The sequence below is a fragment of the Streptomyces sp. NPDC002144 genome (genome assembly GCF_053593695.1).
Genome location: NZ_JBSFDB010000012.1, coordinates 16,106 through 40,064 on the forward strand (window position 1 = coordinate 16,106; position 23,959 = coordinate 40,064).

At 72.0% G+C, this 23,959-nt stretch carries 19 protein-coding genes; 10 read left to right on the forward strand and 9 right to left on the reverse strand.

Features of this window, described 5'->3' with window-relative positions; genetic code table 11:
* Positions 1 to 30: 30 nt before the first annotated feature.
* From ACWCQ1_RS19460 to ACWCQ1_RS19470, 3 genes are all read right to left on the reverse strand, one after another.
* Complete coding sequence (locus tag ACWCQ1_RS19460) at positions 31 to 1,119, reverse strand: NADH-quinone oxidoreductase subunit B family protein (RefSeq protein WP_133043685.1); 1,089 nt, start codon at positions 1,117 to 1,119, stop codon at positions 31 to 33.
* Position 1,120: 1 nt separating this feature from the next.
* Positions 1,121 to 2,662: a hypothetical protein gene (locus ACWCQ1_RS19465; protein WP_451026983.1), complete on the reverse strand. Its 1,542-nt coding sequence runs from the start codon at positions 2,660 to 2,662 to the stop codon at positions 1,121 to 1,123.
* 698 nt (positions 2,663 to 3,360) lie between these two features.
* Positions 3,361 to 4,023, reverse strand: coding sequence for a TetR/AcrR family transcriptional regulator (locus tag ACWCQ1_RS19470; RefSeq protein ID WP_133043683.1), 663 nt, complete (start codon positions 4,021 to 4,023; stop codon positions 3,361 to 3,363).
* Between the two features lie 176 nt (positions 4,024 to 4,199).
* Between ACWCQ1_RS19470 and ACWCQ1_RS19475 the strand changes: the two genes are divergently transcribed.
* Positions 4,200 to 5,444 carry a YncE family protein gene (locus ACWCQ1_RS19475; RefSeq protein WP_133043682.1) on the forward strand — a complete coding sequence of 415 codons (1,245 nt, stop codon included), beginning with the start codon at positions 4,200 to 4,202 and terminating at the stop codon, positions 5,442 to 5,444.
* A gap of 51 nt (positions 5,445 to 5,495) precedes the next feature.
* Here ACWCQ1_RS19475 and ACWCQ1_RS19480 read toward each other — a convergent pair whose 3' ends face one another.
* Positions 5,496 to 7,355, reverse strand: coding sequence for a cellulase family glycosylhydrolase (locus tag ACWCQ1_RS19480; protein WP_358607842.1), 1,860 nt, complete (start codon positions 7,353 to 7,355; stop codon positions 5,496 to 5,498).
* Between the two features lie 97 nt (positions 7,356 to 7,452).
* Entirely contained in the window at positions 7,453 to 9,486 is a 2,034-nt protein-coding gene (locus tag ACWCQ1_RS19485) for a translation factor GTPase family protein (RefSeq protein ID WP_358607845.1), read from the reverse strand.
* A 227-nt stretch (positions 9,487 to 9,713) separates the two neighbouring features.
* Here ACWCQ1_RS19485 and ACWCQ1_RS19490 point away from each other — a divergent pair, with 227 nt between their 5' ends.
* From ACWCQ1_RS19490 to ACWCQ1_RS19520, 7 genes are all read left to right on the forward strand, one after another.
* Positions 9,714 to 10,184 (forward strand): (2Fe-2S)-binding protein, encoded by a 471-nt coding sequence (locus ACWCQ1_RS19490; protein WP_358607848.1) that lies wholly within the window; start codon positions 9,714 to 9,716, stop codon positions 10,182 to 10,184.
* A complete protein-coding gene (locus ACWCQ1_RS19495) occupies positions 10,181 to 12,541 on the forward strand; it encodes a xanthine dehydrogenase family protein molybdopterin-binding subunit (RefSeq protein WP_451026984.1) in 2,361 nt (786 codons plus the stop codon). The genes ACWCQ1_RS19490 and ACWCQ1_RS19495 overlap by 4 nt, the downstream gene beginning before the upstream one ends.
* The gene (locus ACWCQ1_RS19500) at positions 12,538 to 13,392 is read left to right on the forward strand and encodes an FAD binding domain-containing protein (protein WP_451026985.1); all 855 of its coding nucleotides are present in this window, start codon (positions 12,538 to 12,540) and stop codon (positions 13,390 to 13,392) included. The genes ACWCQ1_RS19495 and ACWCQ1_RS19500 overlap by 4 nt, the downstream gene beginning before the upstream one ends.
* Before the next feature lie 33 nt (positions 13,393 to 13,425).
* A complete protein-coding gene (locus ACWCQ1_RS19505) occupies positions 13,426 to 14,283 on the forward strand; it encodes an AAA family ATPase (RefSeq protein ID WP_451026986.1) in 858 nt (285 codons plus the stop codon).
* Positions 14,284 to 14,375: 92 nt separating this feature from the next.
* Positions 14,376 to 15,521 (forward strand): vWA domain-containing protein, encoded by a 1,146-nt coding sequence (locus ACWCQ1_RS19510; RefSeq protein WP_451027064.1) that lies wholly within the window; start codon positions 14,376 to 14,378, stop codon positions 15,519 to 15,521.
* Positions 15,514 to 16,614 (forward strand): XdhC family protein, encoded by a 1,101-nt coding sequence (locus tag ACWCQ1_RS19515; RefSeq protein ID WP_451026987.1) that lies wholly within the window; start codon positions 15,514 to 15,516, stop codon positions 16,612 to 16,614. The genes ACWCQ1_RS19510 and ACWCQ1_RS19515 overlap by 8 nt, the downstream gene beginning before the upstream one ends.
* A gap of 18 nt (positions 16,615 to 16,632) precedes the next feature.
* The gene (locus tag ACWCQ1_RS19520) at positions 16,633 to 17,256 is read left to right on the forward strand and encodes an SRPBCC family protein (protein ID WP_451026988.1); all 624 of its coding nucleotides are present in this window, start codon (positions 16,633 to 16,635) and stop codon (positions 17,254 to 17,256) included.
* On the opposite strand, the gene ACWCQ1_RS19525 is transcribed toward ACWCQ1_RS19520, so the two are convergent.
* The 3 genes from ACWCQ1_RS19525 to ACWCQ1_RS19535 all read right to left on the reverse strand — a co-directional run bounded on the left by ACWCQ1_RS19525 (position 17,242) and on the right by ACWCQ1_RS19535 (position 20,420).
* A complete protein-coding gene (locus ACWCQ1_RS19525; protein ID WP_451026989.1) occupies positions 17,242 to 18,228 on the reverse strand; it encodes an aminoglycoside phosphotransferase family protein in 987 nt (328 codons plus the stop codon). The genes ACWCQ1_RS19520 and ACWCQ1_RS19525 overlap by 15 nt on opposite strands.
* A 169-nt stretch (positions 18,229 to 18,397) precedes the next feature.
* Complete coding sequence (locus ACWCQ1_RS19530) at positions 18,398 to 19,825, reverse strand: MFS transporter (protein ID WP_451026990.1); 1,428 nt, start codon at positions 19,823 to 19,825, stop codon at positions 18,398 to 18,400.
* A 94-nt stretch (positions 19,826 to 19,919) separates the two neighbouring features.
* Positions 19,920 to 20,420: a metallophosphoesterase family protein gene (locus ACWCQ1_RS19535; protein ID WP_451026991.1), complete on the reverse strand. Its 501-nt coding sequence runs from the start codon at positions 20,418 to 20,420 to the stop codon at positions 19,920 to 19,922.
* 44 nt (positions 20,421 to 20,464) lie between these two features.
* Between ACWCQ1_RS19535 and ACWCQ1_RS19540 the strand changes: the two genes are divergently transcribed.
* Positions 20,465 to 20,926 carry a MarR family winged helix-turn-helix transcriptional regulator gene (locus ACWCQ1_RS19540; protein ID WP_358607872.1) on the forward strand — a complete coding sequence of 154 codons (462 nt, stop codon included), beginning with the start codon at positions 20,465 to 20,467 and terminating at the stop codon, positions 20,924 to 20,926.
* Positions 20,927 to 21,118: 192 nt separating this feature from the next.
* On the forward strand, positions 21,119 to 23,071 hold the full coding sequence (locus ACWCQ1_RS19545; protein ID WP_451026992.1) for a glycosyltransferase family 2 protein: 1,953 nt from the start codon (positions 21,119 to 21,121) through the stop codon (positions 23,069 to 23,071).
* Here the strand turns inward: ACWCQ1_RS19545 and ACWCQ1_RS19550 are convergent.
* Positions 23,061 to 23,864: a class I SAM-dependent methyltransferase gene (locus ACWCQ1_RS19550; protein ID WP_133043669.1), complete on the reverse strand. Its 804-nt coding sequence runs from the start codon at positions 23,862 to 23,864 to the stop codon at positions 23,061 to 23,063. The two genes, ACWCQ1_RS19545 and ACWCQ1_RS19550, sit on opposite strands and share 11 nt — an antisense overlap.
* Between the last annotated feature and the right edge of the window lie 95 nt (positions 23,865 to 23,959).

The window sequence follows — 23,959 nt, forward strand, 5'->3', positions numbered from 1 at the left end:
GGTCCTTGATGGGATGGGTCTCGCGCGGTGTCAGGGCCGCCAGTAGGGGTCGTAACCGCTGGTCAGCTTCCGCTTGTTGTGGCGCCATCTGGGTTCGTGGTTCACCAGCTCGTTGGTGAAGCCGCGCAGCCGGCGGATGACGGCGCCGTACGGCTTGACGATCATGGAGGACAGGGTTCCGCCGGGCGGCTCGTCCATGAACGGCATGAACGCGTCGGGGAAGCCGGGCATCGTGCAGCCGATGCAGATGCCGCCGACGTTCGGACAGCCGCCGATGCCGGCCATCCAGCCGCGCTTGGGGACGTTGCAGTTGACCACCGGCCCCCAACAGCCGGTCTTCACCAGGCACTTGGGTGAGTTGTAGTCCTTGGCGAAGGTGCCCTGCTCGTAGTACGAGCCGCGGTCACAGCCCTCGTGGACCGTCTTCCCGAACAGCCACTGCGGACGCAGCATGTGGTCCAGCGGGGGCGGTGGGGCGGATCCGGCGGCGTGGTAGAGGACCCAGATCAGGGTCTCCATGAAGTTCTCGGGCTGGATCGGGCAGCCGGGCACGTTCACCACGGGCAGGCCGCCCTGGGACCTGAAGTCCCAGCCCAGGTAGTCCGCGAGGCCCATGCTGCCGGTCGGGTTGCCGGCCATCGCGTGGATGCCGCCGAAGGTGGCACAGGTGCCGGCGGCCACCACCGCCCAGGCCTTCGGGGCGAGTTGGTCGATCCACCGGTTCAGGGTCTGCGGCTGGCCGGTCTCGGGGTCGTTGCCGAAGGACGTCCAGTAGCCGTCGCCCTTGATGATGTTCTGGTTGGGGATCGAACCCTCGATGACGAGGATGAACGGGGCCAGTTCGCCGCGTGCGGCCGCCCGGTAGGGGGCGAGGAAGTCCTCGCCGCCCAGGCTCGGTGAGAGCACCTTGTTGACCAGGTTCACCTTCGGCAGGCCCGGGATCAGGCCGAGCACGAGGTCCTCGATGGAGGGCTGGTCGGCGGCCGTCAGGGAGACGGTGTCGCCGTCGCAGCTCATGCCCTCGGAGATCCAGAGGATGTGGATCTCGTCGAAGCCCTGCCGGTCCTCGGCGCGGTCGGGTTCGCCGCTGACCTCGGTGGTGCTGCTGTGGGTTGTCATGTCAACGGCCTCCGCTGCGGGGGGTGTCGGACTCGGTCGGACTCAAGTGGCTCGATGGTTCGAGCGGTTCGAGCGGTTCGAGTTCGTCGGGACGGAAGTAGTGGAAGCGGCCGTACCAGCTGTGCAGTTCGGCCGCGGGATCGTCGTCGAGGGTGACGGCGAGGTGGACGCTGCCGTCCACGTCGTGGAAGACGGCGGCCACCTCGGCACTCCGCCCGTCCAGGAACATGTCCTGCGCGTCGGCGCCCCGGCGTCGCGGGCGAAGCCGGACGCGGCTGCCGCCGCCCAGGGGTACGCCGTCGACGAGCACCGTGTCGGTGGACGGGGAGAGCCCGTCGTCGGCGCCCTCCTGCCACCAGGCGGCACGTCCGGAGGGCGGAGTGGACGGGGTCGGCGGGGTGACCGGGGACAGGGAGCGGATGGCACCGTGCAGCCGTTCGAAGACCTCGCGGGGCATGGTGTCGACCCGGTCGAGGATCGCGGCGGCCCGCGGATCGGTGGCGCGTGCCTCGCGCTTCTCCTCGTCGGTCAGCAACATCGTGCGCAGGGTGAGGATCTCGTCGATCTCACCCGCGTCGTGCAGGTCGCCGGGGCTCTCCGGGGCCACCTGGGGGTGGTCGGGAAGGATGATCGGCGAGGCCAGCAGGACGTGCCCGACGGCGCCGGCGCCGGCCGGGGTCTCGCCTGCCGGATCGCCGCCGAGGACGGGGAAGGCGAACTCGTTGCGGCACTCGTCCGCGTGATGGCGCAGGTCCTCGGGCGGATCGATCAGTGAGGCGAACTCGACGCCGTCACCGCCGATCAGGGTGTGGGCGGCGATGAGCGCGCGGCGCAGTGCCTCGTCACGTGACGCCCGCGGATCCGGCGCGGGGCCGGAGTTGACGGTGCGGACGCGGAGGCGGCAGAGGTTCTGCCCCAGCCGCTCGGCACTGACGGTGGTGCTCGCCCGCAGCTCCTCACGACGGCGGACCACCCGCCCGGCGTCCTGCGGCAGGGCCTCGATGTCGAGGCCTTCCGCGGCTCCCGTCGCAACGGTGTGTTCGGCGGCGAGGAGGTCGTCCACCGGAATGACGATGTCCGCCTCGCACGGCACCGCCTCGTCGAAGGTCAGGTGCACCGTGCCGTCATCGGCGGGCAGCGACTCGACGGCGCGGTGCCCACCATCGGCGTCGGCCGCCTCCACCTGCTTGCGCTGCATCTGCAGGTACCGAAGGCGCACCCTCAGCAGCGCGTCGGGCCGGCGGATCCTCAGCAGGCACTCGGTCTGCTGGTACCAGGAGTCGGCGGAGCCGGACACGCCGGGGACGACGGGGCCGTCCCGCTCCACCCATTCCTTGGGGAACAGCACCCCGAACTGCCAGCGGACGCGGTTCTTGGCCGACGACCGCCTGTACGGATACAGCAGGTAGCCCTCGTAGAGAACGGCGTCGGCCACGGCGCCCAGTTGCTCGAAGGTGTCCAGGGACCGATCAGGAGAGGGATCCGTGGGGCCCGTCGGGACAGCGGACGCCGCCATGCCGCCCACGACCGATCCGTCCGCCATCGCGCCTCCTCGACTCCGTGTGCAGTCCCCTGCCTCCCACCAAGGTCACACCGCTCACCCCCGTCCGCCTCCCGCGGCACGGCGTTGTTGAGCCGTTGGAGGGATCACACGGCGTGACCGGGCTGTCAAGGCGGCCAGGCGGCTGACGTCCGAGAAGGGAAACGGCCGCGCATTCGGCCGAGTGCGGCGGGACCGGGAGCAGCCCTGAGGTCGGCCGGCCTGGAGCGACGGCGGGCTGGTGGGGCCGGGGGTGGCAAGCCCGGGAGACGACGGGTGGCGGAGAGCGTGGAGGTCGCGGATCTGGGGACGACAGCCGGAACGGCAGGCGTGGGGGCTGCGACGGGGGCGGAGAGCCTGGCCGGACAGCGCGCGACGGGCCAAGGTACGACCACGACTTAGGCGGAGTCCCTCACAGCGGCGGGGGCGACGAAGGCCTGGACGGAGAACGGCACAGCTTCGCGGCACCGCACCCGGGTTTACGGCCTAACGGGCACTCATCCCGCAACGAGCCGGCATCACCGCCGCGCAAGCGCCCCTGCCTCACACAGCCGGTATCACCGCCTCACAGGCACCCATCCCGCACACAGCCCGCATTACCGCCTCACAGGCACCGCACCCCGCAACCAGCCGACGTCACCGCCTCGCAGGCACGCACTCCTCACGCAGTCAGCGTCACCGCCTTGCCGGCGCCACATCCCTCAAGCCTCCGGTGGTGTCCAGCCCTGGGGCTGGAGTATCCCCAACAGCTGGCGGACCAGTTCGTCGACGACCTCGTCCAGCGTCGCCTTCACCCAGCCCGCGCTCCAGTCGTGGAGCAGGCCGTTGACGCTGCCGATGAAGGCGGTCGCGGCGATGCGGTAGTCGCGTCGGGCCGCCTCCCCGCGCGCGGCCGCCGCCTCCGCCTCGGCGCAGATGAGGTCGACCCAGCGGGAACGGCGGGCCAGGCGCTGCTCCTCCAGCCGCGCACTGACGCCGATGATCTCGACGAACGTGATGCGGATCCGGCGCGGATCGCTGGTGACGTTCGCCGCGTAGGCCCGGAAGATCGCGGTGGCCCGCTCGGCGATCGGCCGGCCATCCGCCTCGGCGAACGCGGCCAGCACCGCCTCCTCCGCCCAGTCGTTGACCTGCAGGTGCAGCGCCGCGAGCACATCCTCGAGGGTGCGGAACTCCTCGTAGAACTGACGGGTCGACAGCCCCGCGGCCTCGCTGAGCGCCGCGACGGTGGTGGCCCGGTATCCGGGGTCGGCACCGAAGAGTTCGAGCGCGGCGTCCAGGAATCTCCTGTGCCGCTCGGCCTGCCGCTGCTCGGCCGTCTTGCCGCCGTATCGCCCGGTCGGCGCCTTGAGCCTGCCCGCCACTGAGCCTCCCTCGTTACGTGATCCCTCGATTTTGTCGTGTACGCAGTCTTGTGGAGAAGGGTGCTCGCTCCTTACTTTCCAGTAAGTAAGAGTCTGAACGCGTTCCTTTTCAGATTCGACCGTCGATTCCATTGGCATGCCCGCATCAGGCCCCGTCCACAGAGGAGAGAGCACTCATGCCTGCCTTCAGATCCAGGCACCTTTGCTCCGTAGCCGCCGCCCTCGTCCTGACCGTCGCCGCCCCCGCGACCGCCGCCACCGCGGATTCCGCCGCCGCGCTGCGCGAGGTGCTGTTCGTGGGGAACAACTGGGACGGCACCGCGACCGTCCTCAAGTCCTCCGGCGACTTCGCCAAGGTCGGGGAGATCAACGTCGTTCCCGACAAGGCACAGCGCATCGCCGAGATCAACGCCGACCCCATCAAGTGGATCTACTACACGGCCATCCGCAACGAGGTCGGGCAGGGCCACGACCAGTACGTCGACGACATGTACTCCACGCCGGACGGCAAGTCCGTGGTCGTCTCCCGGCCCAGCTTCGCCGACGTCGTCTCCATCGACCTCGCCACCGACAAGATCAACTGGCGTTTCCCGGTGGCCGGTTACCGCGCCGACCACATGGCCGTCTCCCCCGACGGCACCCGGGTGGCGGTGTCCGCCTCCACCGCCAACAAGGTGCAGGTGCTGGACATCAACACCGGCAAGGAACTCGGCGAGTTCGCCACCGGTGACAAGCCGCACGAGAACGTCTTCACCAACGGCGGCAAGTACATCTGGAACATGGCGATCGGCGAGGTCACCACCTCCCTCGACGACCCGGCCTGGGACTGGACGAAGGGCGACCGGCACATCACCGTCGTCGACGCCACGACCTACAAGACGGTCAAGACGATCGACATGCGTGACCGCCTCGACGCGATCGGGCTGAAGGACTTCTCCGACGCGGTGCGACCGGCCGCCTTCACGCCGGACTGGTCGAAGATGTACTTCCAGGTGTCGTTCTTCAACGGCTTCCTGGAGTACGACATCGCCACCGACAAGATCACCCGGGTGAAGACGCTGCCGGCGAACCCGGCGACCAGCACCGACCGCACCACGTGGCTGCTGGACTCGCGTCACCACGGCATCTCGATGAGCCCCGACGGCACCAAGCTGTGCGTCGCCGGGACGATGGACAACTACGCCACCGTCGTCGACCGGGCCACGCTCCAGGAAGGCCCGCTCGTCACGGCGTCGACCCCGTACTGGGCGACCGTGAGCGGTGACGGCAAGGACTGCATCATCTCCGAGAGCGGCGCCGACCAGGTCACCGCGATCGACTTCGCCACGGGCCAGAAGGTGCTGTCCGTGCCGGTCGGCGACCACCCGCAGCGGGTGCGGCTCGGCCATGTCCTGGCCGACTGGACCGGCCCGACGAGCTGACCTCGGGGTGACGGCGCCGGACCGACGAGGTCCGGCGCCGTTCTGTTGTCATCAGAAGTGGGACGTCGCCCAGGACGCCAGTTCGGACTTCGCCGCGGCGAGGAGGCTCGCCGACGGGGAGGTCGCGCCGTTGGTCACCAGGGCGTAGTGCAGGACGCCCGAGTCGGAGTCGGTGAGCAGCAGCCGGCGGCTGCCCGTGCCGCCCGGTTCGGGGGCCGCGGCGACCGGTGTCGACGTCGTGTAGGCCGGGGGGCCGTACACCGTGCCGAGGTCGGAGACCACGGTGGTCGTGGCGGTCGGGAAGGAGACGGGGAGGTGCAGTTCGGTGGGCGCGGTTCCGGAGCCCGAACGCCATACGAGCAGCCCGTACTGGCCGGAGCCGACCAGTTGGGACACGTTCGGCAGTGAGCTCGGAACCGGGTTCCAGGTGAGGGTCGTCGAGCCGTCGCGTGAGCGGTCCTCGTAGGTGAACGCGAGGGTGGTGCCCGCGGTGGCGCTCGGGTAGACGCGGTCGAGGAGCCGGGCGTCCTGACGGAGCGTCACAGTGCCCGAGTCGGCGAGCTTGACCACCGAGAGGTCCTCGTCGTTCCAGGCGTCGCCGGAGGTCTGCACCTTGTCCGGGTTGTCGTTCATCAGCTCGTGGTGGCGTCCGTTGTAGATGTCCCACTGCCACTGGTTGCCGGAGAGCACCGACCCGGAAGCTGCTGGGTTGCTCCACCAACTCGAGCCCGGCAGACGGGAGTCGAGGGCCTGATACATCGCCTTGTCGACGGTCGGGGCCTTGCCGGAGACCGAGCCGGACAGCGGATGCCCGAACTCGCTGACCACGGCGGCCGTTCCGGCGGCCGAGGCCCTGTCACGGACGGTGGCGAAGTCCGTCGCGTACTGGCCGTCGGACGCGTTGCCCCACATCAGGATCCCGGAGATGGCCTTCTGGTCGTAGAAGTGGGTGTTGAAGACGTACCGCGCGCCCAGCGTGCCCGCGTCGAGAAGTCCGCCCTCCTGCTTCTGGGAGCTGATGTTGGAGTTCCAGAAGAGGTTCGGCTCGACCAAGGCGGGCTTGTCCTGCCAGCCGGCCGCGTCCATCCGGGCCCGGAACTTCTGGTAGAAGGGCCACAGCAGGTTCTGCTCCCAGGTGCGGCTGGTCTGGCCCGAGTCGTAGCTGCCCGCGTACGGCTCGTTGTACGGGTCGAAGCCGAGGATTCCCGCGAACTCCACGTCGTTCAGGTGCTGTTGGACGTACGCCATGGTCTTCTGCGCGGTGTCGAGGAAGGAGCTCTGCAGACCGTAGGTGTTGTGCCAGAAGTCGTACTGGGCCTTGGTCACGGCCTGGTTCTGGGTGATGTTCTGGCCCCAGAACAGGCAGATCCCGCAGGACTCCTGGGGGTAACCGCCCAGGGCCACGGCCCACTTGGGGGCGCCGTCGCCGGTGTACCAGCTGCCGGAGTTGAACAGGTAGCGGGAGTAGAGGTCCTGGTGGAAGTCCGGGTAGACACGGATGCCCGCGTCCAGGAAGGCCCGCATCTGGTCGGTGACGGCGGCCAGGTAGGTGGAGTCGACCGTGCCCCGGGTGGGCTCCGCGTGGGCCCAGGACAGCAGGAAGCGGACCGAGTTGCCGCCGCCCAGCGCCCGCAGCGCCGTGGCCGACTTCTTCGCGTCGGCGACCGAGGCGAAGGGCAGACCGCTGTTCTCCTCCAGCTTGGTCTCGCCGGAGACGTTGTAGCCGCGCAGGACGACCTCGCGGCCGTTGCCGTCGACGAATCTGCCGTTCTGCACGGTCAGGGTCGATCCGTCGAACCAGAGGGAGTCGGGGACGGTGGTGGCGGCGGAGGCGGACGGCACGCCCGCCATCGTCAGGGATCCGAAGAGGACAACCAGCACAACGAGCAGACGTGTCCGGATATTCGGCATGTCCACTACAGTCCGGGGATTTCCGGACACCGTCAATACTTCTGACTCTTGAGTAAGTTTCAGGATTTTCGGGTAGGTGTTCCCTCCCCCTGCAGCCTCAACTCCGCACTCGGCGCGTCACGTTCAACAGGTACTCCTTGCGGTCGAGGGGGTTGTGGTCGGTGCGCGGGCGTTCGGGAACGCTTCCCTGGGTGATCGGTGCGTAGTGGTCGAACGCGGTCTCCAACTCGCCCTCGCCACGGGTGAGTCCCGGCAGCCGGCGCTCCAGCTCGTGCACGCGGCCGGCCGGGACCGCACCCTCCAGGACGCAGCCGACGCCCCGCGTCGCCGTCGTGCGCGGCACGGCCCGCAGCGCGGCCAGCACCGGCAGCAGCGCGCCCAGCGTGTCGGCCGGGGCCTCGATCCGGAAGCGGTGCAGGGGCTCGTACACCCGCGTCCCCGCCCGGCGCAGCGCCTCGATCAGCACGAGCGGGGTGACCCCGCGGAAGTCGGCGCCGGTGCTCGACATGCTCTTGTCGAAGCCCTGGTGGGCGTGGCTCTGCCGGGGCGAGTAACCCGAGTGGGTCATGGTCACGGTGCAGTCGGTGACCTGCCAGCCGTGCAGGCCCTGACCGAGGGTCTCGCGCACGGTGTCCTCGACCGCCTTGAAGAAGGCGTACGGCATGGAGCCGAGCTCCACCTCCAGGCGGAAGTCGACACCCGCTCCCGTGGGCGCGGGATCGACGCGCAGGCCGACGGTGGCCAGGAACGGGTTCGGGTCCCTCTTGTTGAACTCCACCGCCGCGCCCGAGCCGACCGGCCGCTCGACGCAGATGGTGGTGGTCTCCCGGAAGTCGACGTCGAGTCCGTACTCGTCGGCGAGGGTCGACTGGATGACCTCCTTCTGCACCTCGCCATACAGGGACACGGAGATCTCCTGCCGCACCTCGTCGTGGCGCAGGTCGATCAGCGGGTCCTGCTCGGCGAGCTGCGTGAGCGCGAGGTGCAGTGCGCGCCGGTCGGTGTCCGGGCCCGGGACGACCACCGTCTCCAGGGTCGGCGGCGCGAAGAAGTGCTCGTAGGCCTTTCGGGGTTCGCCGATCGCGTCGCCGATCCGGATGTCCGCGAGACCCCACAGCCGGGCGATGCGTCCGGCGGGGACGGCGTCCGCGCGGGCGTCGGTGCCGTGGTCGAAGACGCTGATCGCGGTGATCCTGCCCTCATGGCGGGCCTCGCCGAACGGGACGCGGTCACGGGTGCGCAGGGTGCCCGAGAAGAGGCGGGCGTAGGCCACCTTCTCCCCCGCCGGGCCCCGCTCGACCTTGAACACGGTGGCGGAGAGCGGGCCTTCGGGGTCGCCGTCGGACGGGGGGAGGAACGCCTTGATGCCGTTGACGAGGGCGTCGATGCCGGCGCCGGTGATGGCGGAGCCGAAGTGGACGGGGTGGACGAGGGATTGGCGGGTCTGGGCGGTGAGGGCGGCGCGGAGGGCGGTATGTGACACAGCACTGACCTTCTCAGTGGCATGTGACATAGCACTGGAACTTTCAGCGGTATGTGACATACCACTGCCCTCCACATACGCCGCCAGCAGCTCCTCATCATGCTCCGCCAGCACTTCGAGCGCCCCCGCCCCCATCCCCGCCACGACCCGCGCCCCGGCCGCCCCGAGCCCCTCAACCGTCCCCATCGGCACGATCGCCGGCGTCAGCCGCTCCGCGATCGCGCGCAGCACACCGTCGTAGCGCGCCCCGCGGCGGTCGATCTTGTTGACGAACAGCAGGGTCGGGATGCGCAGCCGTCGCAGGGTCCGCATCAGGACCCGCGTCTGGGCCTGGACGCCCTCCACCGCGGAGACGACGAGGACGGCGCCGTCGAGCACGCCGAGGACGCGTTCCACCTCGGCGATGAAGTCCGGGTGACCCGGTGTGTCGATGAGGTTGACCGTGACGTCGTCGATCGGGAACGAGACGACGGCGGACTTGATGGTGATACCGCGCTGCCGTTCGAGCGCGAGGGTGTCGGTCCGGGTGCTGCCGGCGTCGACGCTGCCGATCTCGTCGATCACTCCGGCCGAGTGCAGCAGCCGCTCGGTCAGGCTGGTCTTACCGGCGTCGACATGGGCGAGGATTCCGAGGTTGAGCAGGTGCACGAAGCTTCATGTCCTTCGACGAGGGGGGCGTTCCTTCCTGGGCGGACATGAGCGGTGCGCGCATTGCTGCTCCTGGGACGTGCGGTGACAGATACCCGTGAAGTGCAGCAGACGGCCGCCGCCGACAGCAATGGATTAACGCTCAACGAACCCGGGCGCAGCACTCGCCCCCTCCCCCCGACGGTCCTAGAGTGACCTACATCACGCCCCGTCTCCTGGGAGGGCAGATGACCCGTATCTCGGTGAAAGTGGACGGCACGACATACCAGGACGAGGTGGAACCCCGTCTCCTGCTGATCCACTACCTGCGTGACCGCCTGGGCCTGACCGGCACCCCGATCGGCTGCGACACCTCCAACTGCGGGGCCTGCACGGTGGACCTGGACGGCGTGAGCGTGAAGAGCTGCTCGGTCCTCGCGGTGCAGGCGGACGGCGGCGAGGTCACCACCGTCCAGGGGCTGGCCCGCGACGGCGAGTGGACCGCGTTGCAGAAGGCGTTCCACGAGAAGCACGGTCTGCAGTGCGGCTACTGCACTCCGGGCATGCTGATGGCGGCCCGCGACCTGCTGCGGGAGAACCCCCACCCCTCGTCGGACGAGGTGCGGCACGCGCTTGAGGGCAATCTGTGCCGCTGCACGGGCTACCAGAACATCGTGCGGGCCGTGATGGCCGCCTCCGGCCAGGAGGTGACGGCATGACCGATCAGGCCGTCGAATCCGAGGTCGGCCGCGCCCGGCCCCGCAAGGAGGACGCCCGGCTGATCACCGGCCAGACCAACTGGACCGACAACATCAGCGTCAACGGACTGCTCCATCTGGCGATCCTGCGCAGCCCCATGGCCCACGCCCGCATCGAGCGGGTCGACGTCTCCCCCGCCCTCGAACGCCCGGGCGTGGTCGCCGCGTTCAGCGGACGCGACCTGGACGGACTCGGTTCCCTCCCCTGCGCCTGGCCCGTCACCGAGGACATCGTGCTGCCCGACCACCCACCGATCGCAGTCGACGAGGTGCGCTACGCGGGCGACCCGGTGGCGGTCGTGGTCGCCCGTGACCGGTACGCGGCCGCCGACGCCCTGGAGGCGATCGAGGTCGACTACGAGCCGCTGCCCCCGGTGCTCGACCTGGAGGCCGCGCTCGCCGAGGGCTCCCCGCTGGTCCACTCCGACAAGGGCACCAACCGCTCCTACGTCTGGCCGCTGAAGACCGGCGAGGACTTCGATTCCGTACGGCAGCGCGCGGAGGTGACCGTCAAGCGCCGCTACGTCCACCAGCGGCTGATCCCCAACGCGATGGAGCCGCGCGCGGTCGTCGTCACCCCGCTCGCCGCGTCCGGCGAGTACACGCTGTACTCGTCCACCCAGATCCCGCACATCCTGCGGATCATGCTGGCGGTCGTCACCGGGATCCCCGAGCACAAGCTGCGGGTGATCGCCCCCGACGTGGGCGGCGGCTTCGGCTCCAAACTGCAGGTGTACGGCGAGGAGGCCATCGCGCTCGCCGTGGCGCGGCGCATCGGCCGCCCGGTGAAGTGGACGGAGTCCCGCTCCGAGGGCTACCTCGCCACCCACCACGGCCGCGGCATGATCCAGGACGTCGAGATCGCCGCGATGCGCGACGGCAGGCTCCTCGGCCTCAAGGTCGACCTGCTGACCGACATGGGCGCGTACCTGATGCTCGTCACCCCGGGCATCCCGATCCTGGGCGCGTTCATGTACCCGGCGATCTACAAGATGGACTCCTACGACTTCACCTGCACCGGCGTCTTCACCACCCGCACGCCCACCGACGCCTACCGCGGCGCCGGACGCCCCGAGGCGACGTACGCCATCGAGCGGATCATGGACGAGCTGGCGGCCGAAGTCGGCCTGGATCCGGTGGAGTTGCGGCGGCGGAACTGGATCGGGCACGAGGAGTTCCCGTACACCACGATCGCCGGTCTGACCTACGACAGCGGCAATTACGAGGCGGCCACCGGCAAGGCGCTCGCCCTGTTCGAGTACGACAAACTGCGCGCCGAGCAGGCCGACCGCACCGCGCGCGGGGACACGGTCCGGCTCGGGATCGGTGTCTCGACGTACACCGAGATGTGCGGGCTCGCTCCCAGCCGGGTGCTGCGCGATCTGCGGTACGCGGCCGGCGGCTGGGAGGCGGCGACCATCCGGATGCTGCCCACCGGCAAGGTCGAGGTGGTGACCGGCACCAGTCCGCACGGGCAGGGCCATGCCACCTCCTGGAGCCAGATCGCCGCGGACGTGCTCGGGGTGCCCTTCGAGGACGTCGAGGTCGTGCACGGCGACACCAAGGCAGCGCCGCAGGGCATGGACACCTACGGCTCGCGGTCCCTGGTCGTGGGCGGGGCGGCCGTGCACCACGCGGCGCAGAAGGTGGTGGCGAAGGCCCGGAAGATCGCCGCGCACCTCCTGGAGGCGAGCGAGCAGGACCTGGACTTCGCGGACGGCGTCTTCTCCGTGAAGGGCTCCCCGGAGGCCCGCAAGACGATCCAGGAGGTCGCGTTCGAGACGTTCACCTCGCACGACCTGCCGGACGGCATGGAGCCCACCATCAACGCCGAACACCTGGTCGACCCGGACAACTTCTCCTACCCGCACGGCACCCACCTGTGCGCGGTCGAGGTCGACACGGAGACCGGGCGGACGAAGATCAGGTCGTACGTCTGCGTGGACGACGTCGGCCGGGTGGTCAACCCGATGATCGTCGAGGGCCAGGTGCACGGCGGGCTCGCGCAGGGCATCGCGCAGGCGCTGTTCGAGGAGGCCGTCTACGACGACGAGGGCAACCTGGTCACCGGCACGATGGCCGACTACCTGGTGCCCTCGGCGGCGGACCTGCCCGAGTTCGTGACCGAACGGACGGAGACGCCGGCGACCTCGAATCCCCTGGGCGTCAAGGGAGTCGGCGAGGCGGGGACCATCGCGTCCACGCCGGCGGTCGTCAACGCGATCGTGGACGCCCTGCGGCCGCTGGGCGTGCACGACGTGCGGATGCCCTGTACGCCCGAGCGGGTCTGGCGAGCGGTGAGGGAGGCCCGGTCATGATTCCTCCGGCGTTCGAGTACGCGCGTCCGGCCTCCGTCGACGAGGCGGTGCGCACCCTCGCCGAGGCCGGCGAGGAGGCCAAGGTACTGGCCGGCGGACAGAGCCTGCTGCCGCTGCTGAGGCTGCGGCTGGCCTTCCCCGAGCTGGTCGTGGACGTGGGCCGCGTCCCGGAGCTGCGCGGGGTGCGCGAGGACGGCGACACGCTGGTCATCGGCGCGATGACCACGCACCACGACGTGGTCACCGACCCGCTGGTCCGCCGCCACGCGGGCCTGCTGGCGGCCGCCACGGCGACGGTCGCGGACCCGGCCGTACGGCACCGGGGCACCCTGGGCGGTTCGCTGGCGCACGCCGACCCGGCCGGGGACCTGCCCGCGGTGATCCTGGCGCTGGGCGGCGAACTGGTGGCCCAGGGCCCGCGCGGGCGACGCACCATCGCGGCCGGCGACTTCTTCGTCGACTATCTGCAGTCCGCCCTCGAACCCGACGAGCTCCTGGTGGAGGTGCGGCTGCCGAAGACGGACGGCTGGGGCTTCCACTACGAGAAGTTCCACCCGGTGGCGCAGTCCTGGGCGACCGTCGGCGTGGCCGCGCTGGTGCGGCGCGACGACGGGCACATCGCCGAGGCCCGCATCGGCCTGACCAACATGGGCGCGACCCCGCTGCGCGCCACGGCGGCCGAGGCGGCCCTGACCGGCGCCGGGGACACCGGGTCGGTGGCACGGGCCGTGCAGTCGGCGGCGGAGGGCACTCGTCCGGCGCAGGACACCGCGGCCTCGCCCGAGTACCGGGAGCATCTGGCCCGGGTGCTCACCCGGCGCGCGGTGCTGGCCGCCGCCGGAATGGGGTGAACGGCGATCGGTGAGATCAGTGGCCCGGACCAGGTGCGGGCCCGTCTGGAGGCGACGGGGTACCTCGTCGACGACGGACTGGCCCTCGCCTGTTTCCTGGCGCTGCGGCTGCACCGGCCGATCTTCTGCGAGGGCGACGCGGGCGTCGGCAAGACCGCGCTCGCCTCCGCCCTCGCCGAGGCGCTGGACGCCCCGCTGATCCGGTTGCAGTGCCACGAGGGCATCGACGCCTCGCAGGCCCTGTACGACTGGGACTTTCCGCGTCAGCTGCTGCATCTGCGGGCCGCCGAGGCGGCGGGGGTACGGGACGCGGACCGGCTGGAGGGCGAGCTGTACGACCGGCGCTTCCTGGTCGCCCGGCCGCTGCTCAAGGCGCTGGAGACGAATCCGTCGGTGCTGCTGGTGGACGAGATCGACCGGGCGGACGACGAGTTCGAGGCGTTCCTGCTCGAGCTGCTGTCGGAGTTCTCGGTGACCATCCCGGAGCTGGGGACGCTGCGCGCCGAGGTCCCTCCGGTGGTCGTCCTGACCTCCAACCGCACCCGCGAGGTGCACGACGCGCTCAAGCGGCGCTGTCTGTACCACTGGTTCGACCACCCCGGCTTCGCCCGCGAACTCGCCATCGTGCGGCGGCGGTTGCCCGGGGTCTCAGCCCGGCTGGCGGAACAGGTGACCGCCCTGGTGCAGGCGCTGCGCTCACAGGACCTGCTCAAGCCCCCGGGCGTCGCCGAGACCATCGACTGGGCGCAGGCCCTGGACGCCCTGGGCGCGACGGAGGTGGACGCGGAGCTGGCGGTGGCGACGCTGGGTTCGGTGCTGAAGTACCGGGAGGACGCGGAGCGGGCGCGGGGCCTGGACCTGGCGGCGGTGCTCGCGGCCCCGGGGGCGTGAGGGTCGTGGACGGCTCGGGCCCGGGGGGCGCGGGGCGGGTGACGGGCGGCGGCGGGCACGGTGGGCCGGCCCGCGCCCCGCAGCCGCGGGACGTGCCCGCGCGTCCGGGGGCCGACGCCGCTCTGCTCGGCTTCGCCCGTGCCCTGCGCGCCGCCGGTGTCGACGCGAGCGCCGAGCGCGTGCATACGTTCCTGCGCGCGGTGGACGAGCTGCGGCCGGGGATGCGGGCGGACGTGTACTGGGCGGGACGGCTGACGCTGTGCGGCGGCCACGACGACCTGGAGCGTTACGAGCGGGTGTTCGCCGCCTACTTCGGTGAGGCTCCGCGCGCCCGGCGCACGCCGACCGCCACTCCCCCGCCCCGGCTGCGGCTCGTCGTACGGGAGGGTCCCGCGCCCGGCACCGCCGCGCGGGACCAGCACCACGACGCCCCGCCCGCCACGGCCCTCGCCAGCTCCACCGAGGTCCTGCGGCACCGCGACGTCGCCGGGCTGGGCTCCGCCGAGCGTGAGCAACTGCGCCGGCTGCTCGCCGCGTTCACCCTGCCCGGCGAGACCCGGCGCAGCGCGCGGCGACGGCCCGCCCGGCGCGGTGAGGTCGATCCCCACCGGACGGTGCGGGAGCTGCTGCGGCGCGGCGGCGAGCCGGCCCGGCTGCGGCGGCACAGCCGGGCCGAGCGGCCCCGGCGGGTGGTGCTGCTCGTGGACGTCAGCGGTTCGATGGCGCCGTACGCGGACGCCCTGCTGCGCTTCGCGCACGCGGCCGCCCGAGGCAGCCGGACGGAGGTCTTCACCATCGGCACACGGCTGACCCGGGTGACGCGTGAGCTCTCCCACCGTGACCCCGAGCCGGCGATGACCGCGCTCGCCGAGGCGGTGCCCGACTGGCGCGGGGGTACCCGGCTCGGGGAGCTGCTGCGGGAGTTCCTCGACCGCTGGGGGCAGCGGGGCATGGCGCGCGGCGCGATCGTGGTATTGCTGTCGGACGGGTGGGAGCGGGGCGACCCGGAGCTGCTGGGCGCCCAGATGCGCCGGCTGCACCGGCTGGCGCACCGGGTGGTCTGGGCCAACCCCCGCAAGGCGCGCCCCGGTTACGCGCCGCTCGCGGCGGGGATGGCGGCGGCGCTGCCGAGCGTGGACGCGTTCGTCGAGGGGCACAGCCTGGCGGCCCTGGAGCGACTCGCGGCGGTGGTACGAGGGGCCGAGCGTGCCCCGAGGGAAGGAGCGGACCGTGCGTGACATCCTGCCGGCACTCAGCGAGTGGTACGCGGCGCGGGTCCCCTTCGGGCTCGCCACGGTCGTCGGCGTCAGCCGCAGCGCGCCCCGCGATCCCGGTGCCGCCATGGCGGTCGGGCCGGGTGACGAGGTCGTGGGCAGTGTGTCCGGGGGCTGTGTCGAGGGCGCGGTGTTCGAGCTGGCCAAGGAGGTCGTGGAGAGCGGCGAGGCGCGCCTCGAGACGTTCGGCTACAGCGACGAGGACGCCTTCGCCGTCGGGCTGACCTGCGGCGGCGAGATCACCCTGCTGGTCCGGCCGGTGACGCGGGAGACCGACCCGGCCTTCGCGGCAGTCGCCGAGTCCGTCGAGGCGGGCCGTCCGGTGACGCTGGCGACGGTGACGGACGGGCCCGCCGCCGTCGGCGCGACGCTCGCCGTCTGGCCGGACAAGGTCTCCGGCACGCTGGGCCCGACCGGTCTCGACGTGGCCGTCACCGCCGACGCGCGCGGCGAACTCGCCCTCGGCGCCACGGGGTTGCGACACTACGGCCCGCACGGCGAGCGCCGCGAGGACACCGTCACCGTGTTCCTGCACTCCTTCGCGCCGCCCCCGCGCATGCTGGTCTTCGGCGCGATCGACTACGCGGCCGCGGTCGCCCGCATCGGCAGCTTCCTCGGTTACCGGGTCACCGTCTGCGACGCCCGTCCGGTGTTCGCCACCCCCAAGCGCTTCCCGGACGCCGTGGAGGTCGTCGTCGACTGGCCGCACCGCTATCTGCGCGGCACCGACACCGACGAGCGCACGGTGATCTGCGTCCTCACCCACGACCCCAAGTTCGACGTGCCGCTGCTGGAGGAGGCGCTGCGCCGCCCGGCCGCCTACATCGGGGCGATGGGCAGCCGCCGTACCCACGACGACCGCATGAAACGCCTGGTCGACGCCGGACTCACCGAGGCCGACCTGGCCCGGCTGCGCTCACCGGTCGGCCTCGACCTCGGGGCCCGGACGCCCGAGGAGGTCGCCGTGTCCGTCGCCGCGGAGATCGTCGCCCTGCGCTGGGGCGGCACCGGGGCTCCGCTGGCGGCCACCGGAGGGGCCATCCATCCGTCGACGTAACGCCCGTTGGAGGAAGTCATGGAACTGCACCACGAGTTCAGCGTGCCGGTCCCGGTCGACGACGCCTGGCGGACGCTCCTCGACATCGAGCGGGTCGCGCCCTGTATGCCGGGGGCGACCGTCGAGGAGTACGACGGCAAGACCGTCACCGGGGCGGTGAAGGTGAAGGTCGGTCCGATCACGGTGACCTACAAGGGCACCGCCGTCTTCGAGGAGCAGGACGAGGCGGCGCATCGCATGGTGCTGATCGCCAGCGGCCGGGAGACCCGCGGTCAGGGCACCGCCCGCGCGACCGTGACCGGCACGCTGAGCGAGCGGGACGGCGGCACGGCCGTGTCGGTGCGCACCGACCTGACGGTAACCGGGCGGCCGGCGCAGTTCGGGCGTGGGGTGCTGGCGGAGGTGGGTGACCGGCTCGTCGGCCAGTTCGCCCAGTGCCTGGCGGAGAAGATCACCGGGCCCGCCGCCCCGGCGGCGGTCGAGGAGCCGGGGGGAGCGGAGGCGGGGCCGGCGGAGACGGAACCCCTCGACCTGCTCCGCACGGCCGGGGTGCCGGTGGCCAAGCGGGCGGCGGCCGGGGCGGTGGCGCTCGGGCTGGCCGTCCTGGCGTTCCTGGGGCTGCGGCGGCTACGGCGCCACTGACGCCCGGCGTCGGCCGGTGTCGCGCCGGTGGTCGGCGATGATCTGCTCCACATGATGGACGGCCGCCGTGATGCGGGCCGGGTGGTCCCGGAAGTAGGGGTCGTCGGGGACCGGGAGGGATCCCGCGAGGGCCCAGCCGCGGCCGCGTGCCCAGGTCGCGTCGTCGGCGCCGACGGCCTCGCGGAAGACGTCCCGGGCCCGGGCGGGCAGGAACTTCCACGCGGGCACCAGGTCGACCGCGGGGTCGGCCACCGCCAGCGTGCCGAAGTCGATGACGGCGCTGAGCCTGCCGTCGTTCATCAGCATGTTCCCGGCGTCGAGGTCGCCGTGGATCCACACCGGCGGCTTGTGCCAGGCGGGTGCGGCGAGGGCCGCCTCCCACACCTCGGTGACCGCGTCGGCGTCGACGAGGCCCGTGTTCCGCAGCGCCTCGATCCTGGGGCGGACGCGGGCTTCCGCCGCGATGGAGTCGCGCCGGTCGCCCAGGGGCACTCCGCGGAAGGCGTTGCTCTGCTCGGGGCCGGGTCCGCCGGTGGCGTCGGCGGCCTGGAGCGCGATGAGGAATCCGGCGAGGTCGTGGGCGGCGCCGATCGGGTCGACGACGGCTTCGGGCGTCGCGGTCGTGCCGTCCAGCCAGCGGTAGACCGACCAGGGATACGGATAGCCCTCGCCCGGTGCGCCCTTGGCGAGGGGCTCGGAGACGGGCAGCGGCAGCTGCGGTGCCAGGCGCGGCAGCCAGCGGTGCTCGCGGTCGACCTGTCCGGCCCAGTGGGCGTAGCGGGGCAGTCGTACCGAGAGGTCGTCGCCGAGCCGGAAGGTCGCGTTGTCCAGGCCGGACTGCGGCACCGGTGCGACAGGGAGGTGGGCCCATTGCGGGAACTGGGCGGTGAGCAGACGGCGTATGAGTGTCTCGTCGATCAGCACGCGGACCAGTTCACCGGCGCGACGGACGGGATTCCACCGAATTTCCATGTGTGAGCCGCGCCTGGATGGGTAGACGCCGCGCAACGGAGGCTTTGTCGCCTCCCATGGCACAGCACCTCTGCGGGAAGGAGGTCCGTGACAGCGCACACTCGCAGCGCCCGGGCCGCTTCCCAACGCCTGAAGCGGCCCGGACCTATGTCGGGACACGCCTCGCGGATCACCGTTCCCGGCCCGGGACCAGCGCCCCGGGAAGCATGAGCAGCGTCACCAGCGCGGCGGCCGCGTACAGACCGGCGGCTCCCAGGGCGACGATGTGGAATCCCCGTACGAACCGCTCCCCGTCGCCGGGCTGCCCGGCGACCGCGCCCGCCACCGCGATGCCGATCGCGCCGCCGGTCTGACGTGCGGTGTTGTTCATCGCGGAGGCCAGCCCGGCGCGTTCACCGGGCACGGCGGCGATGGCCGCGGCCACGACCGCCGGGGTCAGCAGGCCCATGCCGACGCCCCACAGCAGGAACGCCGGCAGCAGGACCGGGTAGCCCGAGTACGCCCCGGCGCGGGCGAGCAGCGCCAGGCCCGCGGTCGCCACGAGCAGGCCCGCCGTGGCCGGCAGGCGGGCGCCGATCCGGCTGGTGACGCGGCCCCCGAAGGGCGCGATGACCGCGAGCGGGGCGAACAGCGGGATCACCGCCAGACCGGCGAGCAGCGCCGAGCGGTGCTGGACCGACTGCAGGAACAGCATCAGCACGAACAGGGTGCCGAGAGTGCCCAGGTTCATGATCGCGGCGGCGACGTTCGCGGCGTCCAAGGCGGGCCTGCGCAGCAGCGGGACGGGCAGCATCGCGTCGTCCCCGCGGCGCAGTTCCGCCACGGCCAGAGCGGGCACGGTGAGGACGGCCACGCCCGCGGCCGCGAGGACCTGCGGAGCGCCGGCGCCCACGCGGCCGCCTTCGATGAAGGCGTACGTCGTGGCCAGCAGCAGGACACTGGCCAGCAGCACGCCGGGCAGATCGAGGCGGCGGGCCAGCTCCCCGCGGCTCTCCCGCACGATCGCCGCCGCCCACACCAGGGCCACCAGCACGATCGGCACGTTCAGCAGGAAGATCGCCCGCCAGCCGAAGGCGTCGGTGAGCGCGCCGCCGAGCAGCGGGCCGGCCGGGAGGGCCAGGCTGCCGATGCCCGCCCAGACGCCGATCGCCCGCGCGCGGGCCGCGTCGTCGGGGAAGGCGCGGCTGATGATGGCCAGCGTGCCCGGCAGCAGAAGGGCCGCGCCGACGCCCTGCACCACCCGGGCCGCGACCAGCACCGGCACTCCGGGGGCGAGTCCGCAGGCGAGCGAGCCGCCGCCGAAGACGACCAGGCCGCCCAGCACCACCCGCCGGTGCCCGTAGAGGTCTCCGGCCGTCCCGCTGGTGAGCATGAGGGAGGCGAGGGCCAGGGCGTAGCCGTCGACCACCCATTGCAGGCCGCCGACGTCGGTGCCCAGGGCCGAGCCGACAGCGGGCAGGGCGACGTTGACGATGGTGACGTCGAGCAGCACCAGGAAGTAGCCGGCGCACATCACGACGAGGACGGTGCGCGGCGACCCGGCGTGCCGGGCCGTCCCGACCGCGCGCCGCAGGAGCGTTACCGGTGTATCAGCCATGCTTCTGTCGTAACAGGGGGGTCTGACAGTGGCCCGTACGCCGTTGCCGGTCAGGGGTGGCGGGTGCCCCTCGCCCTCGCGGAGAAACCGTCCGTCACCGCGGTGGCAGCCGGTGCAGTTCCACCTCCGTGAGCCCGCCGTCGGCCGCCTCCGCCGTCAGGTACGTGCAGTGGGGCTGGCGCCGGCGGTCGGTCGGGGAGCCCGGGTTGAGCAGGCGCAGGCCGCCGGGGGCGGTGGTGTCCCACGGGATGTGGCTGTGCCCGAAGACCAGCACGTCCAGGTCCGGGAAGCGGGCGGCGCAGCGCGTCTCGCGGCCCTGGGCGGCTCCCGTCTCGTGCACGACGCCGAAACGCAGGCCGCCGATCTCGGCGTACGCCACCTCGGGCAGCCGGGCGCGCAGTCCGGGCCCGTCGTTGTTGCCGTACACGGCCACGAGACGTCGGCTGCGGCTCTCCAGCAGGTCGAGGGTGGCGGTGTCGACCCAGTCCCCGGCGTGGATGACGACGTCCGCGTGCGGGAGTTCCGCGAGGAGCGGGGCGGGGAGCTCCTTGGCGCGCTTCGGGAGGTGGGTGTCGGACATCAGCAGAAGACGCACGCGACCAGCGTAGACGGCCGCCGACCGGGTTCTATCGTGAGGGCATGGATGCACAGCCCACCCGCGCTCCGGAGGGCATCTCCGAGTCCGCCGCGCGTGCCGCGCGGGATCTGCGGGTCGTCTTCAGCCGCCTGCGGCGGCGGCTGAGGGAGATCGCGGAGGACGACCAGCTCACTCCCCCGCAGGTCTCCGCGCTCACCCTGGTCGCCAAGCACGGTGCTGCCACGGCCGGCGCGCTCGCCAAAGCCGAGGGGGTGCGGCCGCAGTCGATGGCGACCACGCTCGCCGCGCTGGACGGGCAGGACCTGATCCGGCGCAGTCCCGACCCGGACGACGGCCGCCGCCGGCTCGTCACCCTGACCGAGGCCGGGCGCCTGCGGGTGGAGGGCGACCGCCAGGCGCGCGAGGAGTGGCTGGCCCGTGCTCTGCAGGACCGGTACACCGAGGACGAACGGCGCACGGTCCTCGAAGGGCTGGCCCTGCTGGAGCGGCTCACCAAACCGTAGACGCCCTCGTCATGATCGACCTCCAGGCCGGTGCCATTGGGGCGCTCCCCGAACCCTTGCCACGACCCACAGTTGAGCCGATCCGGCGAAACGATCAGCGGGCGGGGCGCTGTGGGACGGGGCCCTCGATCGGGTTAGCATCTGGCCACCGCACCACACACGGCGAACGACCCGAGGGGGCTCGGAAGCCCGATGCAGGTCAAGGTCAGTGTCATCGTCCCGGTCCACGATCCCGGGCCCCGCTTCGAGAACTGCGTCGCCTCGCTGCTCGGCCAGTCCCTCCCCCCGGACGAGTACGAAGTGGTCCTCGTCGACGACGGTTGCGCCGACCCCACCCCGGCCCGGCTCGACGCCCTCGCCGCCGCGGAGCCCCGGGTCCGGGTCCTCCATCAGGAGAACTCCGGCTGGTCGGGCAAGCCGCGCAACGTCGGCATCGCGGCCGCCCGGGGCGAGTACCTGATGTTCGTCGACACCCACGACTCCCTCGGCGCCGAGGCCCTGGAGCGGATGTACGACTACGGGGTGGCCAACGGCGCCGACGTGGTCGTCGGCAAGATGGCGGGACGGGGCCGCTCGGTGCCGGTGGAGCTGTTCCGCCGCGACCGGCCGCGCGCCTCGGTCGCCGACGCCCCGCTCATCGACAGCCTCAGCGCGCACAAGATGTTCCGGAGGGCGTTCGTCGACGAGGCCGGTCTGCGCTTCCCCGAGGGCCGAAGGCGCCTGGAGGACCACGTCTTCGTGGTGGAGGCGTATCTGCGGGCCGCCAACGTCTCGGTGCTCGGCGACTACGTCTGCTACTACGTCCACCGCGATCCGGCGGCGGACGACAGCGCCCGGCGGATCGACCCCGCCGGCTACTTCAAGGACCTGCGGGACGCCCTGGACGTCGTGGAGCGGTACACCGGACCGGGCCGGGTCCGGGACTCGCTGCACCGGCGGTGGCTGCGGGTGGAGATGGTGGAGCGGCTGCGCGGCCGTCGCTTCCTCGCCCTGCCGGAGGACCACCGGCGCAGGCTGTTCGAGGAGATCCACCACATCACCACCGAGCGCTTCGGCCCGGGGGTCGCCGCGGGCCTGCCGCCGACCCAGCAGGTGGTCGCCGCGCTGATCGCCGCCGACCGGTACGAGGACGTCGTGGCCTTCGCCGAGTGGGAGGCGCGTCTGGCCCTGACGGCCGCTCCCGCCGGTCTCGACTGGCACGAGGGTGTGCTGCGCGTCGAGGTCGCCGCCGAGCTCACCGCGGACGGTGCGCCGCTGGTGTTTCCCGGTGCCGGAATCGGCGCCTCCCTGGAGGGACCCCCTCCGGACGTGCCCTCGGCGGTGGGCTGGGTGGGTGCCGCCGCCGTCGGACGGTTCGGCAGGGCCTCCTTCGACCTGCTGGTGCGGGAGCGCTCCAGCGGTGCCCAGTACTTCCAGCCGGTCGAGGTCACCCGGGAGATCGTGCCGGTCGAGGACAGCCGGAACGTCCGGCTGGTGCTGCGGGCCACGGCCGCCGTCGACCCGACGCGCGCGGTGTCCGGCCGGCCGCTGCACGCCGGGCTGTGGGACACCTACGCCCGGGTCAGGCTGGGCGGCTGGACCATGGAGGCCCGGATCGGCCCGGGTCCGCGCAGGGCCCGTGCCGCCACGTCGGCTGCGGTGACCGGCGGGCACGTGGTGCTGCCGTACTGGACGGACCAGCACGGCAACCTGTCGCTGGACGTCGACCGCGCGAGCAGGCGGCTCGGCCTGGACCGGCTCGCCCCCGAGACCGTCACCGTCTCCGGGGGCCGGCTGCGCGCCCCGCTGCCGCTGCACGTCCCCGGGGACACCGGGGCGGTGCTGCGGCTCACCTCGGCGCACCGGTCGCTGGACACACCGGCCCTGCTCTCCCCGGCCACGGACGGGGCCCTGCTGGAGGCCGACCTGCCGGCCGACGAGCTGAGCGGCGCGCTCTGGCGTACCGCCCTGTGCGCGACCCCCGGGACCGCCGACCCGCGCTTCCTGCCGCTGCCGCTCGCGCTGCACGCGGACGCGCACACGGTCAGGGCGGTCCGCACCCCACGCGCCTCGCCCCTGCGTCGGCTGGTCCGCAGGGCGAAGCGCGCACTCGCCGCGATCCTGGGGCGCGGCGCGGCGCGGACACCCGACCGGGTCAGCGGCTGACGGCGAACGGCTCGAGGGCCTTGCGCAGCGCCTCGAGGCCGCGCTTGCGGCTCAGGCCCAGGTTGCGGGCCCGCACCAGCGGGGCCCAGAAGTCCGCCTCCAGCAGCGTCTCCGGCTTGACCGCCTTCACCCGCTCCAGGATCGCCTCGGGCACCTTCTGCGGGTCCGGGACGTTGAACTCGGCCATGATCTCGTCGTACTTGTCCTTGAGCACCGTGTTCTCGTGGTCGGCACCGAAGACGACCAGCTGACCGGTGGGCTGGGTGTCGACGAGGACCATCGTGAGGTCGGGGCGGTAGCGGCCCAGGATCTCGATGACCTTGTAGACGTCGCCGGTCCAGTACTGGGTGTGCCGGTCGCGGGCCGCCTCGTCGACGCTGCGCGGCAGCATGTCGTCGAAGGCGATCACACTGGCCCAGTCGGAGTGCTTCTCGACGTTCATGAAGTCGCGCAGCGCGTACTCGAACAGGTGCATGCCGTCGATGAACGACAGGTCGAGGGTGGTGCGCCGCCAGTAGCCGAGCGGGCTGCGGCCACGGCGGAGGTTGCGCACGGGGTGGCGGCCGCTGCGGAGGTGGGCGAGCGGGTTCTCACGGGCGAAGAAGTCGTCGCTGGTCGCCCGCACCAGGTGGACGTCGACCTTGAGCTCGGTGACCACCTTGAAGGCGGGGTCGATCGCGATGCTGGGGACGCGCGACAGCTTCAGGCTGCGGCCGTCGTTGACTCCGATCTCCAGGTAGTTGCGGTTGGCTGTGGCCTTGTGCAGCTCCCGCAGGAACTCATGGCGATTCACGAAGGGACTCCTTGCGGATCCGGGAAAGTGCTTGGTGCAACAGGGGCACCGGCGCCGCTCCAGGCCGGCGGCCCGCGCAGGTCGTCGACGACACC